This window comes from Rhodothermales bacterium, assembly GCA_034439735.1.
In the GTDB taxonomy this organism is placed as follows: Bacteria; Bacteroidota; Rhodothermia; order Rhodothermales; family JAHQVL01; genus JAWKNW01.
Genome location: JAWXAX010000260.1, coordinates 1 through 21,435, shown reverse-complemented (window position 1 = coordinate 21,435; position 21,435 = coordinate 1). Strand labels below are relative to the sequence as shown.

At 63.3% G+C, this 21,435-nt stretch carries 18 protein-coding genes; 13 read left to right on the top strand and 5 right to left on the bottom strand.

Annotation, left to right across the window (positions count from 1 at the left end):
• On the bottom strand, positions 1-1,088 hold a 1,088-nt coding region (locus SH809_18310), incomplete at its 3' end, for a hypothetical protein (protein MDZ4701671.1).
• A 165-nt stretch (positions 1,089-1,253) separates the two neighbouring features.
• Here SH809_18310 and SH809_18305 point away from each other — a divergent pair.
• The 4 genes from SH809_18305 to SH809_18290 all read left to right on the top strand — a co-directional run bounded on the left by SH809_18305 (position 1,254) and on the right by SH809_18290 (position 5,767).
• Entirely contained in the window at positions 1,254-2,201 is a 948-nt protein-coding gene (locus SH809_18305) for a sulfotransferase (GenBank protein ID MDZ4701670.1), read from the top strand.
• Positions 2,202-2,362: 161 nt separating this feature from the next.
• A complete protein-coding gene (locus SH809_18300) occupies positions 2,363-3,688 on the top strand; it encodes a hypothetical protein (protein MDZ4701669.1) in 1,326 nt (441 codons plus the stop codon).
• 23 nt (positions 3,689-3,711) lie between these two features.
• On the top strand, positions 3,712-4,758 hold the full coding sequence (locus SH809_18295) for a glycosyltransferase (protein MDZ4701668.1): 1,047 nt from the start codon (positions 3,712-3,714) through the stop codon (positions 4,756-4,758).
• Positions 4,759-4,816: 58 nt separating this feature from the next.
• The gene (locus SH809_18290; GenBank protein ID MDZ4701667.1) at positions 4,817-5,767 is read left to right on the top strand and encodes a hypothetical protein; all 951 of its coding nucleotides are present in this window, start codon (positions 4,817-4,819) and stop codon (positions 5,765-5,767) included.
• 93 nt (positions 5,768-5,860) lie between these two features.
• Here SH809_18290 and SH809_18285 read toward each other — a convergent pair whose 3' ends face one another.
• Positions 5,861-6,352: a single-stranded DNA-binding protein gene (locus SH809_18285; GenBank protein MDZ4701666.1), complete on the bottom strand. Its 492-nt coding sequence runs from the start codon at positions 6,350-6,352 to the stop codon at positions 5,861-5,863.
• 280 nt (positions 6,353-6,632) lie between these two features.
• On the opposite strand from SH809_18285, the gene mazG reads away from it, so the two are divergent.
• The gene (mazG, locus tag SH809_18280; protein ID MDZ4701665.1) at positions 6,633-7,466 is read left to right on the top strand and encodes a nucleoside triphosphate pyrophosphohydrolase; all 834 of its coding nucleotides are present in this window, start codon (positions 6,633-6,635) and stop codon (positions 7,464-7,466) included.
• Positions 7,467-7,541: 75 nt separating this feature from the next.
• A complete protein-coding gene (locus SH809_18275; protein ID MDZ4701664.1) occupies positions 7,542-10,523 on the top strand; it encodes a S8 family serine peptidase in 2,982 nt (993 codons plus the stop codon).
• A 73-nt stretch (positions 10,524-10,596) separates the two neighbouring features.
• Here the strand turns inward: SH809_18275 and SH809_18270 are convergent, their stop codons facing one another.
• Both SH809_18270 and SH809_18265 read right to left on the bottom strand, forming a co-directional pair.
• Entirely contained in the window at positions 10,597-11,373 is a 777-nt protein-coding gene (locus SH809_18270) for an SDR family oxidoreductase (protein MDZ4701663.1), read from the bottom strand.
• Positions 11,374-11,385: 12 nt separating this feature from the next.
• Positions 11,386-12,339, bottom strand: a complete 954-nt coding sequence (locus SH809_18265) for a T9SS type A sorting domain-containing protein (GenBank protein MDZ4701662.1) — start codon at positions 12,337-12,339, stop codon at positions 11,386-11,388.
• A 477-nt stretch (positions 12,340-12,816) separates the two neighbouring features.
• On the opposite strand from SH809_18265, the gene SH809_18260 reads away from it, so the two are divergent.
• From SH809_18260 to SH809_18230, 7 genes are all read left to right on the top strand, one after another.
• Positions 12,817-13,680: an SMP-30/gluconolactonase/LRE family protein gene (locus SH809_18260; protein ID MDZ4701661.1), complete on the top strand. Its 864-nt coding sequence runs from the start codon at positions 12,817-12,819 to the stop codon at positions 13,678-13,680.
• A 54-nt stretch (positions 13,681-13,734) separates the two neighbouring features.
• Entirely contained in the window at positions 13,735-14,514 is a 780-nt protein-coding gene (locus SH809_18255) for an SDR family oxidoreductase (protein MDZ4701660.1), read from the top strand.
• A gap of 196 nt (positions 14,515-14,710) precedes the next feature.
• Complete coding sequence (araD, locus tag SH809_18250; protein ID MDZ4701659.1) at positions 14,711-16,435, top strand: L-arabinonate dehydratase; 1,725 nt, start codon at positions 14,711-14,713, stop codon at positions 16,433-16,435.
• Between the two features lie 151 nt (positions 16,436-16,586).
• A complete protein-coding gene (locus tag SH809_18245) occupies positions 16,587-17,339 on the top strand; it encodes an SDR family NAD(P)-dependent oxidoreductase (GenBank protein MDZ4701658.1) in 753 nt (250 codons plus the stop codon).
• 134 nt (positions 17,340-17,473) lie between these two features.
• Positions 17,474-18,274, top strand: a complete 801-nt coding sequence (locus tag SH809_18240) for an SDR family oxidoreductase (GenBank protein ID MDZ4701657.1) — start codon at positions 17,474-17,476, stop codon at positions 18,272-18,274.
• Entirely contained in the window at positions 18,274-19,185 is a 912-nt protein-coding gene (locus tag SH809_18235) for a hypothetical protein (protein MDZ4701656.1), read from the top strand. Before SH809_18240 ends, SH809_18235 begins: the two co-directional genes overlap by 1 nt.
• Before the next feature lie 86 nt (positions 19,186-19,271).
• Complete coding sequence (locus SH809_18230; GenBank protein MDZ4701655.1) at positions 19,272-20,204, top strand: SDR family oxidoreductase; 933 nt, start codon at positions 19,272-19,274, stop codon at positions 20,202-20,204.
• A gap of 106 nt (positions 20,205-20,310) precedes the next feature.
• On the opposite strand, the gene SH809_18225 is transcribed toward SH809_18230, so the two are convergent.
• On the bottom strand, positions 20,311-21,435 hold a 1,125-nt coding region (locus SH809_18225; GenBank protein MDZ4701654.1), incomplete at its 5' end, for an amidohydrolase family protein.

Sequence of the window (21,435 nt, the reverse complement as noted above, 5' to 3'; positions counted from 1 at the left end):
GTGAGCCAGTAGCGAGACGGGGCTTGAAGGGAGTCGGAGAAGGTGAATACGCCCGCGGAGGCGCTGAGGGGGAATGCGCGGTGGTTGGTGGGTTGGAGGATGAGGAGGGAGGATGCGGTGCCGGCAGTCAGCGTGGTCGTGGATTCGCCTGTCGTTTCCTGGAAAAACGAGGCGGCGCCGGCGCGGCGTGTCCTGGAGTAGGCGGCCTGGACGTAGTCGACGAGCACCCTATTGGGGATGCTGTTGAACTCGTTGTGGGAGGCGACAGCCACGCTCAGCGCGCCGGCGGCGGTATTCTGGGGGATGGCGACACGAAGGGTCCGGAAGTCGTAGCCGGACCAATCGACTTCGTCGGTACAGGTCGCGCAACCGATCGGGACGCCGTTAGTCTGGAGGGTGAGGGTGACGCGATGGCGCGGGAGGGAGCTGCCACTGAGGCGGACGGTGACGATGAGGGAGTCTGTCGTGCTTGCGAAGGCATCGAGCGCCAGGGGATAGGTCTGGGAGATGGACTCCGAGCCGGTGTGGGCGTAGAGACGGTCGTAATACCCTTCGCCACGCGTGTACTGCGGCTGGGCGGCGTCGTCGGAATCCCCAAAATAATAGACCCGGTCGGCCTCGAGGTGGAGGGTGTCGCGGTCGGTTGCGCCGTTCAGCGATCCGGAATATCGGTCGGGAAGGATTTGCGCATACCGTAGGCCGGGCGTGGCGCCCCAGGTGAGCCAGTACTGCGTCGTATCCGAATACAGACTATTGTAGGCGCTGCTGCGGAGCCGGTCGGCGTCGTTGTCGTAGGCCCAGGCCTCGTCGTGGCCCGTGTTGCGCCGGCCGACGAAATAAAAGGCGCCGTCAGCCGCGTGGAGGGGGATGGCGCGTCCGTTTTCGAGCAGGGAGAGGGTTTCGGGATCGATGCCGGTGGTCGGGATGCCGGCTGCGGCGAGGTCGGCCAGCGAGAATCGGTGGATACCATCTTCCATGACGCCCAGTTTGGCGTACGGCTGGCCGGCGACGAGCCAGCCGGGCTCGAAGTCGGTATCCTGGGCGAGGAGGGGAGAGGCGAGGAATACGCCCAGAAGAGCGAAGATCAATCCGTGCGCAGCCCCAGGCCGGTGCCTTTGCATGTAGCTATTACCACTGCTGGAGGTGAAGTGCCTGACTAGACCTTGATCTCCCTTTTTTCGTTCCGGAACGAAGCCGGCGTTTGCATGTACGCGACCGGCTTGCCGGCTGCATGCCGCCCGGTATCCAACATCATGCCGCCTCTTTCCCCGATGGCCGCCGCCCCGATGCCCATCCGTACGCCTGATTTTCTGATCCTTGGCGCCGCCAAGGCGGGGACGACAGCGTTGCATCACTATCTGGGCCAGCACCCGGACGTATTTTTCCCGCGGCTTCGCGAGACGAACTTTTTTGCGCTGGAAGGCGGGTCTGCCCGATTTTCGGGGCCGGGTGACGACGCGGCGGTGAACCGGAAGGCCGTGACGACGTGGGACGCCTACACGGCGCTTTTTGCGGACGCCGGCGTGGTCCGGCAGGCCGGCGAGTGTTCGCCCCTCTATCTGTATGACCCCTCCGCGCCGGAGCGCATCGCGCGGCGGTTGCCGGGGGTGAAGTTGATCGTGTTGCTCCGCAATCCGGCCGACCGGGCGTACGCGGCTTATCTGCACCTTGTGCGGGACGGGCGGGAGCCGGCCACCTCATTCGAAGAAGGCCTGGCCCGTGAAGCAGAGCGCATCGCGGCCGGCTGGGAGCACCTGTGGCATTACCGGGCGATGGGGTTTTACGGAGAGCAGCTCGAGCGGTATTACCGGTTGTTTTCGCCAGAGCAACTACTGGTGTTGCGGTACGAGGCGTTCCAACGCGATCCTGTAGCGTTGGTGGCGGAGGTGAGTCGGTTTTTGGGGATCGATGCCGAATTTGAGCCGGACGTGTCCCGCCGGCCCAACCGGTCGGGCATCCCGAAAATCACCTGGCTGTACCGGCTGCTTGCCGGCCCCTCGCCATTGCGGCGTCTGGGCCGGGCAATGGTGCCCCTGGCGCTGCGGGGCCGGCTGCAGACGGGTCTCCAGCAGATGATGTTGGATCGTCCGCCGATGCCGGCGGAGGTGCGCGCCGAGTTGCTCGCTGGCTACCGCGCGGATGCCGACCGGCTCATGGAGCGCATAGGCCTCGACGTATCCGATTGGTTTACCCTAAAATGAGAAACAATGGTTAGTTGCTCTCCCCCTACCCGTCGTCCCCGCGTAAGCGGGGATCCATACAACTATCCAGCCTCGCATGGATCCCCAATCAAGTTGGGGATGACGAGAAAAAGGAATGTGCAGATTGTTAATGCCAGGTACGAGAACCAAACTCGCGATTCATGAAATTCCGATCGTTTCTGAACGCCGATCGTTATATCATCGGCGCCGGCATGACGGGTCTTTCGGCCGGCCTCCACACCGGTTACCCGGTCCTCGAAGCCGCCAGCGCGCCGGGCGGCATCTGCGCCTCGTATTATCTGCGCCCCGGGGATCCGACGCGGCTCCTCGCGGCGCCGGGAGACGGCGAGGCGTATCGGTTCGAGTTCGGCGGTGGGCACTGGATTTTTGGGGGAGATGCGGAGGTGGTTGCTTTTATCGAGCGGTTCGCGCCTGTACGGCGGTACGCGCGCCGGTCGTCCGTGTATCTGCCCGAGATCGATCGCCTCGTGCCGTATCCGCTCCAGTATCACCTCCACCATCTCCCCGAGGCCGACGCCTGTGCGGCCCTGCGCGAGCTGGAGGAGGTGGTAGCGGCCGGAGATCGGGTGACGATGGCCGACTGGGTGGCCGGCTTCGGTCCGACGCTCAACCGGCTCTTTTTTGCGCCGTTTCAGGAGGCGTACACGGCTGGATTGTGGCGTCATATCGCCCCACAGGACAGCTACAAGACGCCCATCGACCCGGCGCTCCTACGTCTGGGCGCGGCCGGGCCGGCGCCGGCGACGGGGTATAACGCCGAGTTTATCTACCCGGAAAACGGACTTGATCGACTGGCGAATGGCATGGCCGCCGGCTGCGACGTGCGGTATGGGATGCAACTTACGAGCGTCGATACGGCGGGGCGCCTGCTCTATTTTTCCGACGGTAGCACGCGCGGCTATGAGCGTGTGCTGGCGACGATCCCCCTGAACCAGATGGCCGCGATGGCCGGCGTGCCGGTTCAGGAGCGGCCAGACCCCTACACGTCCGTGCTCGTCCTGAATATCGGCGCCCGTCGAGGCCCCCGGATGCCAACGGACCACTGGGTGTACGTCCCGAAAAGCGCATCCGGTTTCCATCGTGTCGGGTTTTACGATCAGGTGGATGCTCATTTTCTGCCAGCGTCCGTCCGAAACCAGGGCACCCATGCCAGTTTATATGTGGAGCGCGCCTTCCTCCCGGACGAGCGCCCGGATGAGGCGGCGGTGGCGCACTATATCCGGGCGGCTATCGATGAGCTCACGGATTGGGGCTACATCGGGGCCGTGGAGGCGGTAGACACGACGTGGATAGAGGTCGCGTACACGTGGCAATGGCCGGGATCGACCTGGCGGGAGCGGACATTGCGCACGCTGGAGGACGCCGGCATCACGATGATCGGCCGGTACGGGCGGTGGCATTTTCAGGGCATCGCGGCCTCGATACGGGAGGGGCTAAAGGTTCAAGGTTCGATGTTTAACGGTTGACGCGCAACGTGTACCCCAACCCGATGCTTAACCCTCTCCCCATAGGCCCTCTGTCGGCCGAACCGCTGGTGTCGGTGCTGGTAGCCAATTACAACTACGCCCGGTATCTGCCCGAGGCGATCGAGAGTGTGCTCGGCCAATCGTATGCCGCGCTCGAGGTGATCGTGTGCGACGACGGGTCGACGGATGAGTCGGTGGCGGTGGCGCGGTCGTTTGCGGCGCGGGATGCACGGGTGCGGGTGCTGACAAAATCGAACGGGGGGGTGGCGTCGGCGTTGAACGCGGCGTTTCGAGAATCGCGGGGGGAGCTGGTGTGTCTACTCGATGCCGACGATGCGTTTTTACCCGGCAAGGTGGAGCTGATTGTTGTGCTCGCGCGTGCCCGGCCGGCGGCCGGCCTGCTGGTGCACGGCATGCGCGTCGTCGATGCCGCGGGGCGTGAACTCCGCCGGATCGATCCGTCCGGCCCCGCCAGCGACGGATGGATCGCGGCGGATATCGTGCGCCGCGGTGGGCGGTGGCGCAGCGCGCCGGCGAGCGGGATGACGTTGCGCCGGGAAGTAGCCGCACAGCTATTTCCGTTGCCCGAGCCTGACTTGCGCAGCGTGGCGGACGGCTATCTGTTGATGCTGGCGCCGCTGCTGGCGGAAGTGGCGTCGACGCCCGATGTGTTGGCCATCTATCGGCTACACGGCGGCAATCTGACAGGGTCGCTGTCTTTTTCGGCGGAACAATCCGCTCGGCACCTCGAGGGGCTGGCGCGGATTCATCGGCTGGCGAACGCCTGGCTGGCGGAACACCGTCCGGGTAGCGCGCCCTTGTTGCGTGAGGCGCACATCAACGCCGTGGAGCATCTCCGCTGGCGGGCGCTGCTGGTCGATGGCGCCGAGGTGATGCCGTTATGGCGTTTTGCGCGCGCGTTGTGGCGCGACGACCTGTATGGGCCCCGGCGGAAGCTGGCCGGCCTGATCGCCGGCGCCGGCGGGGTAGTTATTCCGCGCCGTTGGCGTGCATCGTGGTTGCAGTGTATCCTTGGAGACAGGCGGCACCGCGGGCGAGTCCGGCCGTAGATCGACGTAGGGGAGTTCGCCGTGCTGTTGGCATCGTAGATATTAACCCGTAGAGCGTGTGCGAAACATCCAGGCCATCCCGGCTCGAGTGGTGATGCTGGCGATGGCCGGCGTCGTGGCCAGTACAGTGGCCGGCCTGGCCGCCGGGTGTGAGGATTCGTTTATCGATCCATTCGATAATGACCAGCGGTACTACACGATCTACGGCTTTCTGGATGAGGGAAAAAACACGCAAGTGCTCGTCCCTCATGAGGTCCGCGTGATTCCCATCACCCGCTTTCCCGAGCGGATCACGAGTCCGCTCAACCCCCAGGCCGATCTCGACGCCATCGTTTTTTCGCGGGACCTCGATGCCACGCCCGAGGCAGACACGACCATCGAGTGGATCCATTCGCTCGAACAGCTCGACGACGGCCTGTTCGCGCACATTTTCCGGGCGACGTTTGTTGTTGAGCCCGGGCATACCTACCGACTCGAGGTGCACCGGTCGGATGGCGTCATCGCCTGGGCCGAGACGACCGTCCCCAACCTGTCGAACATCGTCCCCGAGCCGATTGATTTGCGGGTGTTGCCGGACAGCATCACGATTTTGCAGGACATCTTGATACCCGGAGCTGTCTCGCCCTGGCAGATCGCCGTCACGTACGATGTCGGTGGGCGCGACTGCACGCTGGATCGTGGGGTGACGACTCCGTTGCCGTACGGCCGCGTTGGCGCCGCAACCGATGGTGGCTGGCGCTTCACGGTAAACATCAGCGCAGATATCGTGCGTCTGACGGAAAGGTTGGACGAGCCCGACGTGTTTTTCTGCGCGATGGGGCTGCGGATTCGCTCGCTGGATGCCCGATGGCGTGTAGCCGACGGCATCGATTCCGGGGAGCTGGCCTTGCCGACGGCCTTTACGAATGTGGAAAATGGCTACGGGTTTTTTGGATCCGTGGGGGTCCTGCAGTACGAATGGGCGGCGAGCCCGGCGTTGCTCCGGCTCATCAGCGATGAGGGGAGATAAAGAGGGGTGTAAAGCCGGGTGCGGGGGAAGGGGATTGGCCTTCGCGCACGCACCCGGGCTGTCACGTCACATTCTTGCGTCAAGTGCAACCGATCAGAACGGCAGGTCGTCGTCCGGGTCGAACGAGTCCGGGCTGTTGCCGCTACCGCCGCTTGGTTTCGCGGCGCCGGCGCCTGCGCGGGGCCGGAAGCTTCCTTTGCTGCTTTCGCCACCCTCCATCGATCCGCCGCCCGAGAAGCCGTTGCCGTCTCCCTTGCCGCTGAGCATCATCATCTCGCGGGCCTTGACTTCGGTGGTGAACTTCGTGTTGCCGTCCTTGTCGTCGTACGACCGCGTCTGGAGCGAGCCCTCGAAGTAGACCTGGGAGCCCTTCTTCAGGTACTCGCCGCAGATCTCGGCCAAACGGCTCCAGGCCACCACCGTGTGCCATTCGGTCTTGTCGACCATGTTGCCATCCGCGTCCTTGTAGGACTCGTTCGTGGCGAGCCGCATGTTGCAGACGGCGGTGCCGCTGGCGGTGTAGCGCAGTTCGGGGTCTTGCCCCAGGTTTCCGATCAGGATAACCTTGTTGATACCTCGTGCCATAGATATACCTCCTTAAGTGTTAGATGTACAAGAGCCCCGGTGGCATGGCAATGAGTCCGCCGCCGGCCTGGCGGGTTGGGTAGGCCGGCGACCGTCCTTGGAGCGCCGCGCGGAAAGCGCGGCGGCGCATGAGTCCGCCCGGAGGATGAAACAGCCATCATTCGGGGTGCCTGTTTCCTCTATAGACGATATTCGAGGGCGAAACATACCCTCGGCGCGTAAATTAAGCCGGCCGGATGACAACATCATGTCATCCGGCCACCTAAAAAAAAGAGTTCACATGGCTGAAAAAATCTACGAACCGGGGTTCTTGCCGGGGCCCGACGTGGTCGAGGCATTTACTGATTTTGTCGCGATCGTGAGGCAGTTGCGGCGCGATTGCCCCTGGGATCGTGAACAGACGCACGAATCCGTCAAGCACCTTCTCGTCGAGGAGGCCTACGAAGTGGTGGAGGCGATCGATCGCACCAACTGGGAGGAGTTGAAGAAGGAGTTGGGGGATATTCTCCTTCATGTCGTTTTCCACACGGCCATCGCCGAGGGGGATGGCCGGTTTCTGCTACGCGAGGTGATCGAAACCGAATCGGCCAAGCTGATCCGCCGGCACCCGCATGTATTCGGCGAGGTCGCCGTGACGGGTGTTGGGGACGTGCTGGCGAACTGGGAGCGCATCAAACAAACCGAGGGCGAGGGGGGCAGCCGAAGCCGGGGGGTGTTGGACGGCGTGCCGGCCCAGCTCCCGAGCCTGCTCCGCGCCTATCGGATGCAGGAAAAAGCGGCGGCGGTGGGGTTCGACTTCGACACGCCCGAGGCGGCCTGGGAAAAAGTCGATGAAGAACTGGCCGAGTTTAACTCGGCCGCCGGCGATGTCGATGCGCGGGAAGCCGAACTCGGCGATCTCCTTTTCGCGCTCGTCAACTACGCCCGGCTTTCGGGGCTCCACCCCGAAAACGCGCTGCGGCGGACCAACGCGAAGTTCACGTCCCGTGTCCAGTATATCGAACAAAAACTGGCGGAAACGGCGCGTTCGATGCGCGAGGTCCCGCTGGAAGAGCTCGACCGCTACTGGGATGAGGCGAAAGCCTTCGAGCCGGGTAACCAGCCGCGGCATTAGGTACTATTGTTGTCTCGGGAGTACATTCTTCGACCCGTCGCCCCACGATCACGTTCAGACCGATTCACGATGCGTATGCCCGTTCTTGTAGTCCGTCCCGCCGTCTTCGTGCTGCTGGCGATGTGTACCCTTCTGCTCGCCGGTACCCTTCAGCCGGCACGCGCCGGTGATGCGGCAACCGACGACGATAAGGCAAAGCGCCGGGGCGCGGCAACGGAGGTCTACGAGCCGGGCGTCGTGTTGGTGAAATTCCGAGCGACAGGCTCGGGTCCGGCGGTCGGCAAGGTAGGCAGTCCGCGCTTCGACGCCCGTGGCGCCGCGTACGGCGTCTACGCCGTAGCGCCCGCGTTCCCGGCGGCGCAGCGTCTGTGGGCTACAAAGCGCGGCGAGGTAAAGGGTGTCGAGCGTCTTCTGCGTACCTATAGCGTGCGGTTCGACGAAGCACACAATCCGGAGGCTGTCGCCGCTTCGCTGCGCGCCCTGCCGGAAGTCGAGGCCGCCGAACCACTCCGTATGTTGCGGGTGTCGCTGGCCGAGCCGGCGTTTTACGAGCCGGCCGAGGCATCGCTCCTGGCGGCAACGCCCAACGACGCTCTCTACGCCCAGCAGTCCCACCTCGTCCGCATGAACCTGCCCGCCGCCTGGGATGTCGTGAAGGCCGACCAGGGCGATGTGCTTATCGCCGTAATTGATGCCCGGACGGACTGGCGGCACGCGGATCTCCAGGCCAACATCTGGACCAACCCGGGAGAGGTGGCCGGTAATGGTCTCGACGACGACGACAACGGCTTTATCGACGACATCAACGGGTGGAATTTTTCGTCGGACAGCGCGGACCCCGGCAGCGGTCCCAACCTCGCGGTCAACGGAACCCATGGCACCTGGGTGGCCGGCGCGGCCACCGCGATCACCAACAATGGGGTGGGCATCGCCGGCATGGCCTGGAACAGCGCCTTCATGGCCATCAACACGGCCAATCCAACGACCGACTTCCTGGTGTCATCCAACGATGTGCTTTCCGGCTATCTGTACGCGGTGGAAAACGGGGCGGACATCATCAATGTGAGCCTCGGCGGGCTAGGGAGCTGCCTCTTTTTTGAGCAGGACTTTATCGATTTCGCGTACGACAACAACGTGCTCGTCGTTAGCTCCGCCGGCAATGAGGGCGTCAATAGTGATGATACCCCCAGTTCGCCGGCCTCCTGCAGGCACGTCCTCTCCGTCGGCGCGACGTTCAAGAGCTCCGACGGCATCGCCACCTTCTCCAACTACGGTCTCGATGTGGATACGTACGCGCCCGGAACGGCGATCGACGTGACCAACACCGGCGGCACCTACAGCCAGGCCCAGGGCACGTCGTTTTCGTCGCCGCTGGCTGCCGGCCTCGCGGCGATGGTCAAGACGCAGCATCCGGACTGGACGGTCGACCAGATTCGCGAGCAGGTCCGGGCCACGGCGGACGATATACGGTCTGTCAACACGGCCACGCGCCTTCAGGGCCGTATTGGCAAGGGGCGCATCAACGCGCTGCGCGCCGTCACCGAGGCTACCCCGTCCGTGCGCATCATCGACTCTGAAATCCGCGACGAGACCGGCAGCAGCCGGGTCGAAAGTGGCGAAACGGCTACGGTGCGGGTTGCGCTAACCAATTTCCTGGAAACGGCCAGCAACCTCCAGATGACGCTTGCCACCACCGACTCCCGGATCACCGTCGTGAATCCTCAGGCTACGATCGCGTCGCTGGCGGCCGGCGAAGTCAAAGAAGCCGAGTTCACCATCCAACTCGGCGCCGACCTCCCCCTCAACCTGCGCACGCCGCTCAATATCAACTTCTCGAGCGGCGCGTACACCGACGTCGACGGGTTTCAGGTGACAGTCAACAACACCGTCCACGACACGGGGGTAATGCAGGTAACCCTAACCGAAGAGGGCAACCTGGGCTATGAGGAGTTTCAGGGGGATTCGTTTGGCGACGGCATCCGTTACCAGGGCATCGACTGGTTGTTCGAGGGGGGATTGATCATGGGCACGGGCCCGACGAAGGTATCCGATAACGTCCGTGGGATCGGGGCCGCCATCTCAGACGATTTCGTCCGTGAAGACGCCTCGCCGTTCGGGATCGCGGACGGCGAAGTGGCCACCGAGCAGGGGTATCTGCAGCTGCTGGATTCCGAGGCCGGCAGCCCGCTCAACGTGCGGGTCTACCAGAATAGTTATGCGGATACAAGCCAGGCTAACAACGACTTTGTGATCCTGCGCTACACCGTCGAAAACATCAGCGCCGCGGCCATCACCAACTATCATCTGGGGTTGTTTTTTGACTGGGACTCGATCGAAGATCCGGGCGCCGACTTCGCGCGCTACGACGCGGCTCGCCGGCTGGGGATCTGGCAAACGGTGGCCAGCGGCGAGGGGACGTACATCGGGACGAAGGCGCTCAACGCCCAAGCCGCCTTCGGCTTTCGGGCCATCCATAACCCCGATGAGATCTACGACGACTTCACGGATGCCGAGAAGTGGGGCTTCATCAGCGGCGGGGTGCAGACGACCGCGTTGGACGTAACCGATGTGTCGACCCTGATGTCGGCCGGCCCGTTCACGATCGGCGTCGGCGCGCTGGTCGACTTTGGCTTTGCGATTGTCGGCGGCAGCACCGAGGCGGAGGTCCGCGCGAATGCCGACGCCGCGCAGGTATTCTGGGACGACCGGGTCCGTGTGCTGGATGCCAACCCGGTAGCCAACGAGGAGCAGCCGGCGCGGCCGGCCTATACCTTCGCCCTCGAACCGGCCTTCCCGAACCCCGTCGCCGAGGAGGCCACGATCCGTTACCAGCTCCCCGCCGCCGGCGCCGCGACGCTGCGTATCCACGACATCCTGGGCCGCGAGGTGCGGACGCTGGTCGACGCCGTCCAGCCCGCCGGCACCCACGCCGCCACCTGGGACGGGGCCGATGATGCCGGCCGGCGCCTCTCCAGCGGCCTCTACCTCTACACCCTCGAAGCCCAGACCCCGGAAGGCGTGCGGACGGCAACGCGGAAGATGGTAATCGTGCGATAAGTAAAATGGTAAAATGAAAAAGGCAAAACGATGCGATTTGGAGCCCCCGTTTTACCTTTTACCTTTTACCTTTTTACTTCATTCGATCCAAATGCACATACCCTCCATCCACCGACAGCCACTGGCCGGTGATGTGGCTGGCTCGGGGGGAGAGGAGGAAGAGGACCATGTCGGCGATTTCGTCCGGCGTGGTCATGCGCCGGCCCAGGGGAATGCGGTCCTCGATGGCTTTTTTGCGCGCCGCGGGGTCGGGTTCGCTGGCGATGAACCACTCGTACAGCGGCGTCCACACCTCCGCCGGCAGGATACAGTTCACGCGGATCCCATCGTCACAAAGCTCTGTCGCCCACTCGCGTGTGAGCCCCAGCACACCGCCCTTGGCCGCGATGTAGCCGGACGTCCCGCCCTGACCCGTCAGTGCTGTTTTGGAGCTGATGTTGACGATCGGGCCCCTGCTCGCCTTCAGGTGGGGTAGGGCGTAGTGCGCCATGGCGTAGACGTGGAGCAGGTTGCGCTCGATCGACCCCATAAAGGCCTTTGGGCCGGCGTCGAGGCCGATTTTATCGTTGAAGCCGGCGTTGTTGACCAGCCCATCGATCCGCCCGAAGGCCTCGACAGCGGCCTCGACCGCGTGCCGGCAGGCGTCGGGGTCCGTAAGGTCGGCCTCGACGGAGAGGGCCTGATAGCCGGCTTCACCGAGGGCATCCATGGCGGCGCGGAGCGCCGGCGCGTCTTTGTCGATCAGGACCGGCGTGGCGCCTTCCTCGGCCAGGTGCTGGACAATCGCGCGGCCGATGCCTTTAGCCCCGCCGGTGACGAGGATGACGTGGGAGGAGAGTTCGAGGTTCAACGAGTTAGAATGCTAGTGATAAACAAGGAGGGATCGCACCGCCTCTCGGCCCGTGTCCGATGTCAGGCGGATGAAGTAGATGCCCGAGGCCAATCCGCTCATATCATACAAAAAGCGATATTGGCCGGCTGGTAAGAACCCCGGTACATCCGAATAAATCTGCTGTCCTAGGGCGTTAACAAGGGTAAGGCGTACCTGTTGAGGATGTCCTATAGCGTAGACGAGCTGAAACGTTTCGCGGGTAGGATTCGGGAAGACAGCATCGATCGAGAGGTCTGAAGGTGGAGAGGCATTGGCCGTTAGCGACGTGACGTGGCTTGTGCCATACTGTTTACCTGCAATTTTGGCATAGGTCAGGAAATAATACTCCAGACTGCCGCCATGGACAAATCCGATGTCGGTCGCATAACATTCACGCCACCAGTCTCCATGAAGGCATTTGAGCGCATCGACCTTAGCCTGCTCCCCGTAGATAGTCACCATTTCGTGATACCCGCCGGACACATCGTAAATTACTTGAGGCTCATCATGGAAGAGCGTATCCCCAAAAGCGGATCGCAGATCAAAATGCGCGAGAAAGTCCCCTCCGGAATAGGGAAACGGTAGAGGTAAGCTGGCTGTATCTGCCGCGATGTCGTCTAATGTAACGACCGTTCCGGCCGTGTCGTAGCGAACGTAAAATGTGAATACAACGGGCGGACGTACGTAAAGGGGGATCGAATCGCGCCGAACGAAATACCTGTAGCCGTTCGCCACGGTGTCGCCGACAATCGTGCGGATCAATTGGTTGGGCGCCCCATCGATTCCGGTATACTCCCAAGTATTCCCGATCTCGAGTGGATAATAGCGACGCCAGTCGAGTGTGTCGGCCACGACACCGTCGGGCAGGCCCTGGCCGGCTGCTGGTCGGATAAGACAGAGCGAAAGAATGCAAATCTGGAGGATTTGGCGTGGGGAGAAGTGCATGTTGGAGCTTGGATGACGAACTACATTTTGTGCGATTCAACGTTTTATTCGCATGAACATGCGGCTGTAAGTCGCAGATCGATGCTACGGCCGTTCATGTTCTCGAGTCAGTCGAAGCACGTCGTCCATGCCCAATCCACCTAATTGGGTGTCACGTTCCGCCGTATAGTCTCCAATACCGGGACTATATTGCTGTAGGAATCGAGCCGCATCCGCAATGCCGAGTGCCCGAATGAGGGCATCCAGGCCGGCGGCGTTCAGTTCAAGCGCAGTTCTGGGGCGACCGGTTGGGGAAACTTGTGTGCTCAAAGGTCCAGTGCCTGGGCTAGTTCAAGAGGAGTAACGACACGAAGGGAACTACGCATCAAAATAGCAGCCCTCCTGGCGTCTGTCAATCCAGCCCTCCCTGCAAATCCCCCCTATGAATCCCGGGACCAAAATCGTAGCTTCCCCCAACCATCAGCCCGGGCCTCTGTTATGAAACCCTACTGTGCATTTGACTCTCAGGACATCCTCGGCGAGGGCCCGCTCTGGGACCCCGAGGATCAGGCGTTGTACTGGATCGACATCAAAGAGCGCCACCTCCAGAAGTGGATCCCCGGCACCGGCGATTACCGCGTGTGGGCGCTGCCCGAGGAGATTGGCAGCTTCGCTCTCCGCAGGATCGGCGGGGCTGTGCTGGCGCTCCAGAACGGGTTTTATATGCTGGATTTCGACTCGGGAGACGTCCTGTCCGTCGTCGATCCCGAGGCGGACAAAGCCGGCAATCGATTTAACGACGGGAAGTGCGACCGCGCCGGCCGGTTCTGGGCCGGCACGATGGACAACGCCGAAAAGGTCATCAACGGCGCCCTGTACCGGCTCGATCCCGACCACTCCTGCCGGCTGATGCGCCCTGGCGCCTTTATCTCCAACGGCATCGGCTGGAGTCCGGACAACCAGACGATGTATTATTCGGACTCGTCGATGCAGCGCATCTTCGCGTTCGACTTCGACCTCGCCGCCGGCGCGATCTCCAACGAACGCGTCTTCGCCGTGGTCGACCAGGGATATCCCGACGGCCTCACGGTCGACGCCGAGGGCTACATTTGGAGCGCCGTGTGGGATGGCTGGCGCGTCACCCGCTACGCGCCGGACGGCTCGATCGACCAGGAGATTCGCATGCCCGTCCAGCGTCCGACGAGCTGTATTTTCGGCGGGCGGGACTTCGATACGCTCTACATCACTTCCGCCAGCATCAACCTCCCCGAGGAGACGCGCATGGTCCAGCCCCAGGCCGGCAGTGTCTTCGCCCTCCAGCCGGGCGTGAAGGGGTTGCCGGAGACGCGGTTTGGGGGGTGAGGGATTAGTGAGTAGCGATTCGTGAATAGCGATTAGCGAGGTGACGAGAGAACCATGCCGATAAACCTGGTCGACAAACGCATCCTCGTCACCGGCGCCACGAGCGGCATCGGGAGGGCGATTGCCCTGGCCTGCGCGGAGGCCGGCGCGGACATGGCGTTTTGTGGGCTGACCGCGGAGGGGGCGAATGAGGTTCACGCCGCCATAACGTCCTTCGGTCGACGCGCCTACTTCGAGGTGCTGGATGTGGGGGATCTGGAAGGATGCCGTGCCTTTGTCGATCGCGCGGCAGGGGTTCTGGGGGGATTGGATGGGCTGGTGAACAACGCCGGCACCAACTTCAACCATGGCGTCCTGGGCGCCACCGCCGAGCAGATCGACCGGTGCTTCCGCGTCAACTTTTACTCGGCCTGGGCCATGGCCCAGGCCGCCCATCCGTACCTTAAGGCCGCCGGCCGGGGTGTGGTCGTCAATATCTCCTCCATCCACGCCACCCAGACGATGCCCGGCGCCTTCCCGTACAACGCCTCGAAGGCCGCGATGAGCGCGCTCACGCAGTCCATGGCCATCGAGTGGGCGGCCGACAACATCCTCTCCGTCGCCATCGCGCCGGGGTGGACGCTCACGCCGCTGAACACAAACGCGTTCGACACACACCCGGACCCCGAGGGTGAACGCCGGCGCATCGACGAAGCCCACCTCCTCGGCCGCATGGCCCGCCCGGAAGACATCGCCAGCTTCGCGGTCTACCTCCTCAGCGAGGCCAACGGCTCGTTGAACGGCAACACTGTCCGCATCGACGGCGGGCAGCATGGGAGGGCGTACCCGTTCTAGGGTTACAGGTTGGCAAGTTACAGGTTACAGGTTGTTGTGTGACAGCTTACAGTCTTTTTTCCCAATAACCTGCCAACCTGCAACCTGCAAACCTTGAACCTTCCCCCGTCAGTCGTACATTCGAGACCCACCATCCAACGCACGGTCACTTAACGTTCAACGCACAGACGTTCAACGTTTCTCGTTTCAAGCTCTTATGTCAAAACAACAACAAGGACTCCGCAGCGCCGTATGGTTCGGCACGCGGGACAAGATGGGCTTCGTACACCGGAGCTGGACCAAGAACCAGGGCCATCCGGACCACATGTTCGACGGCCGGCCGGTGATCGGCATCTGCAACACGTGGTCGGAGTTGACGCCCTGCAACGCCCACTTCCGGATGTTGGCCGAACACGTGAAGCGAGGCGTGTACGAAGCCGGCGGTTTCCCGTTCGAGTTTCCCGTCATGTCCCTCGGCGAAATCCTCATGCGGCCCACGACGATGCTCTACCGCAATCTGGCGAGTATGGATGTGGAGGAGACCATCCGGGCCAACCCGCTCGACGGGATCGTGTTGATGACGGGGTGTGACAAAACCACACCATCGACCGTGATGGGCGCGGCGAGTGTCGATCTCCCCACCATTGTCCTCCCCGGCGGCGCGATGCTCAACGGGAAGTACAAGGGCCGGGATATCGGCTCCGGCACCAGCGTGTGGGAGTTCAGCGAGGACCTCCGCGCCGGCAAAATCACCGAACACGAGTTCTTCGACGCCGAAGCCTGCATGTCCCGCAGCGACGGGCACTGCATGACGATGGGCACGGCGTCGACGATGGCCTGTATGGTAGAAGCCCTCGGCCTCACCCTGCCCGGGGCGGCGGCGATCCCCGCGCCGGACTCCCGCCGGCGCCGGCTGGCGCACATGACGGGGATGCGGATCGTGGAGATGGTGAAAGAAGACCTGCGCCTCTCGCAGGTGCTCACCCGCGAGGCGTTCGAAAACGCCATCCGCGTCAACGCGGCCGTGGGGGGGTCGACCAACTTCGTCATCCACCTGCTGGCAATTGCCGGCCGGATGGGGGTGGAGTTAAATCTGGAGGACTTCGACCGGATCGGGAGCGCCATGCCGCTGCTGGTGAACCTGATGCCCTCTGGCAAATTCCTCATGGAGGATTTTTATTACGCCGGCGGCGTGCCGGCCGTCGTCGCCGAAATCCGCGACAAGCTCCACCTGGGCGCCATGACCGTCTCGGGCCGCACCTTCGGCGAAAACAACGCGGACGCGCCCAACTACAACCACGAGGTGATCGCGACAGCCGATGCGCCGCTGATCGACCACGCCGGCCTGGCCGTGTTGTACGGTAACCTGGCCGAAAATGGCGCCATCATCAAACCCTCCGCCGCCACGCCCGAGCTCATGCAGCACCGCGGGCCGGCGGTGGTGTTCGAGGATTACGACGACTACCACGACCGCATCGACGACCCGAAGCTGAATGTCACCAAAGACTCGGTCCTAGTCCTCAAAAACGTCGGCCCCAAAGGCTACCCGGGGATGCCCGAGGTGGGCAACATGGGGCTGCCAACGAAGGTGCTGGAGCAGGGCGTGCGGGACATGGTGCGGATTTCCGACGGTCGGATGAGCGGGACGGCCTATGGGACGGTCGTCCTCCACGTCGCGCCCGAATCGGCCGTGGGCGGCAACCTCGCCCTGGTTCAGGACGGGGATATGATCGAACTCGACGTCGCCAACCGCCGGCTCCACCTGGACGTGCCGGACGCCGAACTGGCCCGCCGGCGCGCCGCCTGGAAACCCCGCGCCCCCCACACCGACCGCGGCTACGTGAGCATGTACCTCAATCACGTCATGCAAGCCGACACCGGGGCGGATTTTGACTTCCTCAAGGGTAAATCCGGCAGCGACGTGCCGAATCCGAATCATTGATGGTTGCAGGTTGGCAGGTTGCAGGTTACATGTTGTTAAACCTGCCAATCTGTCAAATTTCCAATCATTTAGATCCTTCGAGTCCGCCGGCTATCGCCGTCGTCCCTCAGGACAAGCCTGCCAACCTGCAACCTGCCAACCTGCAACCGATATGCATCGCTTCAACAACCAGATCGCCATTGTTACCGGGGGCGCCAGCGGGATCGGGCTGGGGATTGTCCGCCGGCTGACGCGCGAGGGCGCCCATGTGGCGATCTTCGACCAGGACGAGGCCGCGATGGCGCGGGTTGTTTCCGCGTTTAAGTCGGACGAGATGGAGGTATCGACCTACGCGGTCGACATCACGAGCGAAGCCTCCGTCAAGAAAGCCATCGACGATGTCGTGGATCGTTTCGGCAAGCTGGACGTGATGGTGAACTGCGCCGGCGTCGTCGGGCCATCCTCCACCAAAATACTCGATTACGACGCCGAGGCGTTTCGGAAGGTGGTGGACATCAACCTGACCGGCTCCTTTATCATGACGAAGTACGCCATCGAGCCGATGCTGAAGCAGTCGTACGGCCGCATCCTTCTCATCGCCTCGATCGGCGGGAAGGAGGGTAACCCGGGGATGGCCGGCTACGCGGCGAGTAAGTCGGGCGTGATGGGGCTGGTGAAGGGGATCGGGAAGGAGTACGCCGGCACGGGGGTGACGGTGAACGGCCTCGCGCCGGCGGTCATCCGCACCCCGATGAACGAGGACACCGCCCCGGAGATGCTCGCGTACATGACGTCCAAGATCCCGATGGGCCGGCTGGGCACGGTGGAAGAGACGGCCGCGATCTCGTGCTGGATCGTGTCAGAAGAGGCGAGTTTCAACACCGGGTTCGTGTTTGATTTGTCGGGCGGGCGCGCTACGTTTTGAGTGCATCAAGGGAAGTTGAATGAAGCGACTCCGCCTTTTTCTTGGTCGTCATTCCCACGAAAGCGGGGATCCATGCTACCTCTAAGACGTGCGTGGATCCCCAATCATGTTGGGGATGACAAAAAAGTCCCCCTATGCGTAAACCTCTGTTCAGCGGACATTCCGCGGTAGTGACCGGCGCCGGCGAGGGCATCGGGTTCGAAATCGCCCGGCTGCTCGCGCTCAGCGGCGCGGTGGTGGTGCTAAACGATGTGGACGCCACGCGGGCGCACAACGCGGCGGCGGCGATCCAGCGCCAGGGCGGTCATTGTATCGGTATCGCGGGGGATGTGGGGGATGTGGATGTGGTGCGTGGCCTCGTGGAGGCGGCGGTGCGCGAGGGGGGCAAGATCACCATTGCCGTGGCCAACGCCGGCCAAACGCTCTGGAATAGCTTTCTTGACTATACGCCCGAGGACCTCCAACGGGTGATGAACGTCAACCTCGGCGGGTCGTTTTTCCTCGCCCAGGCCGCGGCGCGGCACATGCTGAAGCAGGGAACGGGGGGGCGGATCCTGTTCATGTCGTCGGTGACGGGGCATCAGGCGGTGCCGTACCTGTCGGCCTACAGCATGACGAAGGCCGGCCTGGAGATGCTGGCGCGCAACCTCGTGCTCGAATTATCCCCCCACAAAATCACCGTCAACTGCATTGCGCCGGGGGCGACGGTCACCCCGAGGAATCTGGCCGACGACCCGGACTACGAGGCGCACTGGGCCGAGCTGTCGCCGAGCCGGCGGGCCGCGTTTCCGTCCGACATCGCCCGCGCGGCCCTGTTTCTGCTGGCCCCGTCGTCGGACCAGATCACGGGCCAGACGCTGGTCATCGACGGCGGCTGGTCGGTCGTGAGTCCGGTACCCGCGCTGGACTTTGTCGCGCAACCTCAATCCGAATAATGCAAAACCGCACGCTGTTGCTCGCTCGTTTGTTCTTTCTGGGGGCCATGCTGGCAGGTATGGCCACCCCGGCGCGGGCCCAGGTGCCGGCCGGCGTGGCGGCGGATACGGCTCTGGTGTGGCGTGTCGTTACGAGGGATGGGAACGAGTATGTGGGGAAGATTGTGGAGCGGAGCGCCGGCGTGATCCGGCTTGAGACCGACACGATCGGTATCGTGTCCATCCCGGAGGAGACTATCGTACGGATGGAAGCCGTTGACGCCCGGCGGCGGGACAGCGGGGAGATCTGGGCGGAAAACCCGCAGTCGACCCGCTATTTCTGGGGCCCGAACGGGTATGGGCTGCGCAAAGGGGAAGGGTATTATCAGAACGTGTGGATCTTCTTCAACCAGGTCAGTTTCGGGTTGTCGGACTTTGCGTCGCTCGGCGTCGGGATCATCCCCATTTTCCTGTGGGGTGCCGACGATGTCCCCATCTGGGTTACACCAAAGCTGTCGTTTCCCGTCGTTCCGGGTGAGTTCAACCTGGGTATCGGGGCGTTGGCCGGCACCGTGCTGGGCACATCGGTGGGCGATGAGGCGGCCGGCATTGTGTACGGCATCGGGACCTATGGCTCGCGCGATCGCAACATCTCCTTCGGGCTCGGCTACGGCTTTGCCGGCGACGAATGGGGCCGGCATCCGGCCATCACCCTGAGCGCGATGCTGCGCCGGGGGAAACGCAGCTATCTGTTGTTCGAGAATTACTTCATCTCGACCGGTGACGAAAGCGTCGGGCTAGCGATGGTCGGCGGCCGGTACATCGCCTCGCGGATCTCGATCGATTATGGCGGCGTGGTGCCCATCGGCTCCGGTGTGGATCGCCTGATCGTCGCCCCCTGGCTGGCACTGGTGGTGCCGTTCGGGCGTTGATGATGTTGGGGTCGGGTTACGGTCTTCGACCTAAACCCGACCCTACGGGGTTTTTTTCTTTTGTCTTTTTCCTTTTGCCTTTTGCCTTGACCACACCCACCTACCTCGTCACCGGCGCCATGGGTTGTATTGGCGCGTGGACCCTCCGGCACCTCGTGCACGCCGGCCACCGGGCTGTCAGCTTTGATCAGAGTGAGACCCGCCACCGGGTCGACCTCTTGCTCACCCGCGAGGAGCAGAAATCCATTATCTACGTCCGCGGCGACCTCACGGACACCGCGCAGGTCGCGGAGGCTGTCGCGTCCCACGGCGTCACCCACATCATCCACCTGGCGGCGTTGCAGGTGCCGTTTTGCAGGGCGAACCCGGTGCTCGGGGCGCAGGTGAACGTGGTGGGTACCGTGAACGTGTTCGAGGCGGCGCGGGCGGCTGGCATCCGGCATCTGGCCTACGCGTCGTCCATCGCCGTGTATGGCGCGCCGGAGGATTACGAGGAGACCCGGATCGACGACACCAGCGCGCTGAGGCCGCGAACGCTTTACGGCGTCTACAAACGCGCCAACGAGGGCACGGCCGAGGTGTACTGGCGCGAAAACGGCATCAGCAGCATGGCATTGCGTCCGTTTACGGTGTACGGCGTGGGGCGGGATCAGGGGCTGACGAGCGACCCGACAAAGGCCATGCTAGCGGCCGCTCGGGGCGAGGCGTTCGAGATCGGCTTCAGCGGTCCGATGCAGTTCCAGTGGGCGTCCGACGTGGCGCGGCAATTCATCGACGCCGCCGAGCGGCAGCTGGACGGGAGCTTCGTGTTTAACCTGGACACAAAGGCCGTGCAGGTCTCCGAGGTGGTGGACCTCATCCGCGACCTGCGCCCTGGCGCGCGGGTCACCTTCAAACAGAACGACCTGCCCTTTCCCGCCGAGTACGACACCGCCACCTTCCGCCGGCACATCCCGGCCATCTACGAGACCCCGCTACGCGAGGGGATTCGGGAGACGATTGAGCTGTTTGAAAGGTAAAAGGCAAAATAGAAAAGGCAAAACGGGCAGAACACATCGCCACATCGAAAGGCGAAATGATCAAAAAACCATTTTGCCTTTTACCTTTTACCTTTTGCCTTCATCCTCACCCCGTAGGCGCGGCCACCTCGGGGGCTTTGGGGTGTTTTTCTAGGCCGGGGTTACGCTGGAGGAACTCCTCGTAGAGCCGGGTCTGGCGGTTTTCGAGGGGGATGTCGTAGCCGTCGATGAAGACCTTCGTGATTTTGGTCTTGGTCTCGAACGGGTCGCCGTTGGCGAGGAAGAGGTTGGCTTTTTTGCCGACTTCCAGGGAGCCGACCTGGCCGGCCACGCCGAAGATCTCCGCCGGCGCCAGCGTCACCGCCCGCAGCGCAGCCTCTTTCCCCATCCCGTACGTCGCGGCGAAGCCAGCGTTAAACGGCAGGTTGCGGACATTCTCCGCGTCGCCGGTCTGGATCGCCACCTTGACTCCGGCTTTGTGTAGCAGCCCGATGTTGGCGTAGGCCTTGTCGTACCGGTCGGCGTCGCGGGTCGGGACCGACAGCATCGGCCCGACGATGCAGGGGATGCCGGCCTCGACGAGTTTGTCGGCCACGCGCCAGCCCTCCGACACGCCGGCAAAAACGGGCCGGGCAATCTTCTGCTTCTTCACCCAATCGATCGCGGCGAGGATGTCCTTCGCGGCCTCGACAGTGATGAGCATCGGCATCTGGCCGCGGACGACAGGCAGCATCGCGGTCATCTGGGGATTGTACTCGGGCCGCCGGCCGGCCTCGGGGTTGGCGGCGAAGGCGGAGTCGATCCTGGCGTACAACACGGCGCCGGCCCAGACATCGTCCAGCTTCTTGATCGCCTCGTCATACGCCTTTTTGGCATCCTCCTCCGACCGCTGGTCGAACCGGCCGCGCCGCGCGGAGGTCGGGAAGTTCATCGTCATCAGCTGCATCCCGCCGACACTCATCTGCTCCGGGGTGTAACCGTGCAGGTTCACCAGCGCCGCCTTGCCGGGGAAAAGCCCTCCGCTGGGCGCCGCGATGACGGTAGTGACGCCGCTGACGCGGGTGACGGGGATGGCGACGGAGTTCGGGTTGATGGCCGTCAGGGCCTCCATGTGGGGCGTAACCTCGCCGACCTCGTCGTGGTCGATCGTGCGCTGGTCCGAGCCCACTTCCACCAGGCCCAGCCGGGTGCCGGAGTCGATCATGCCCGGGTACGCCGTCTGGCCGGCGCC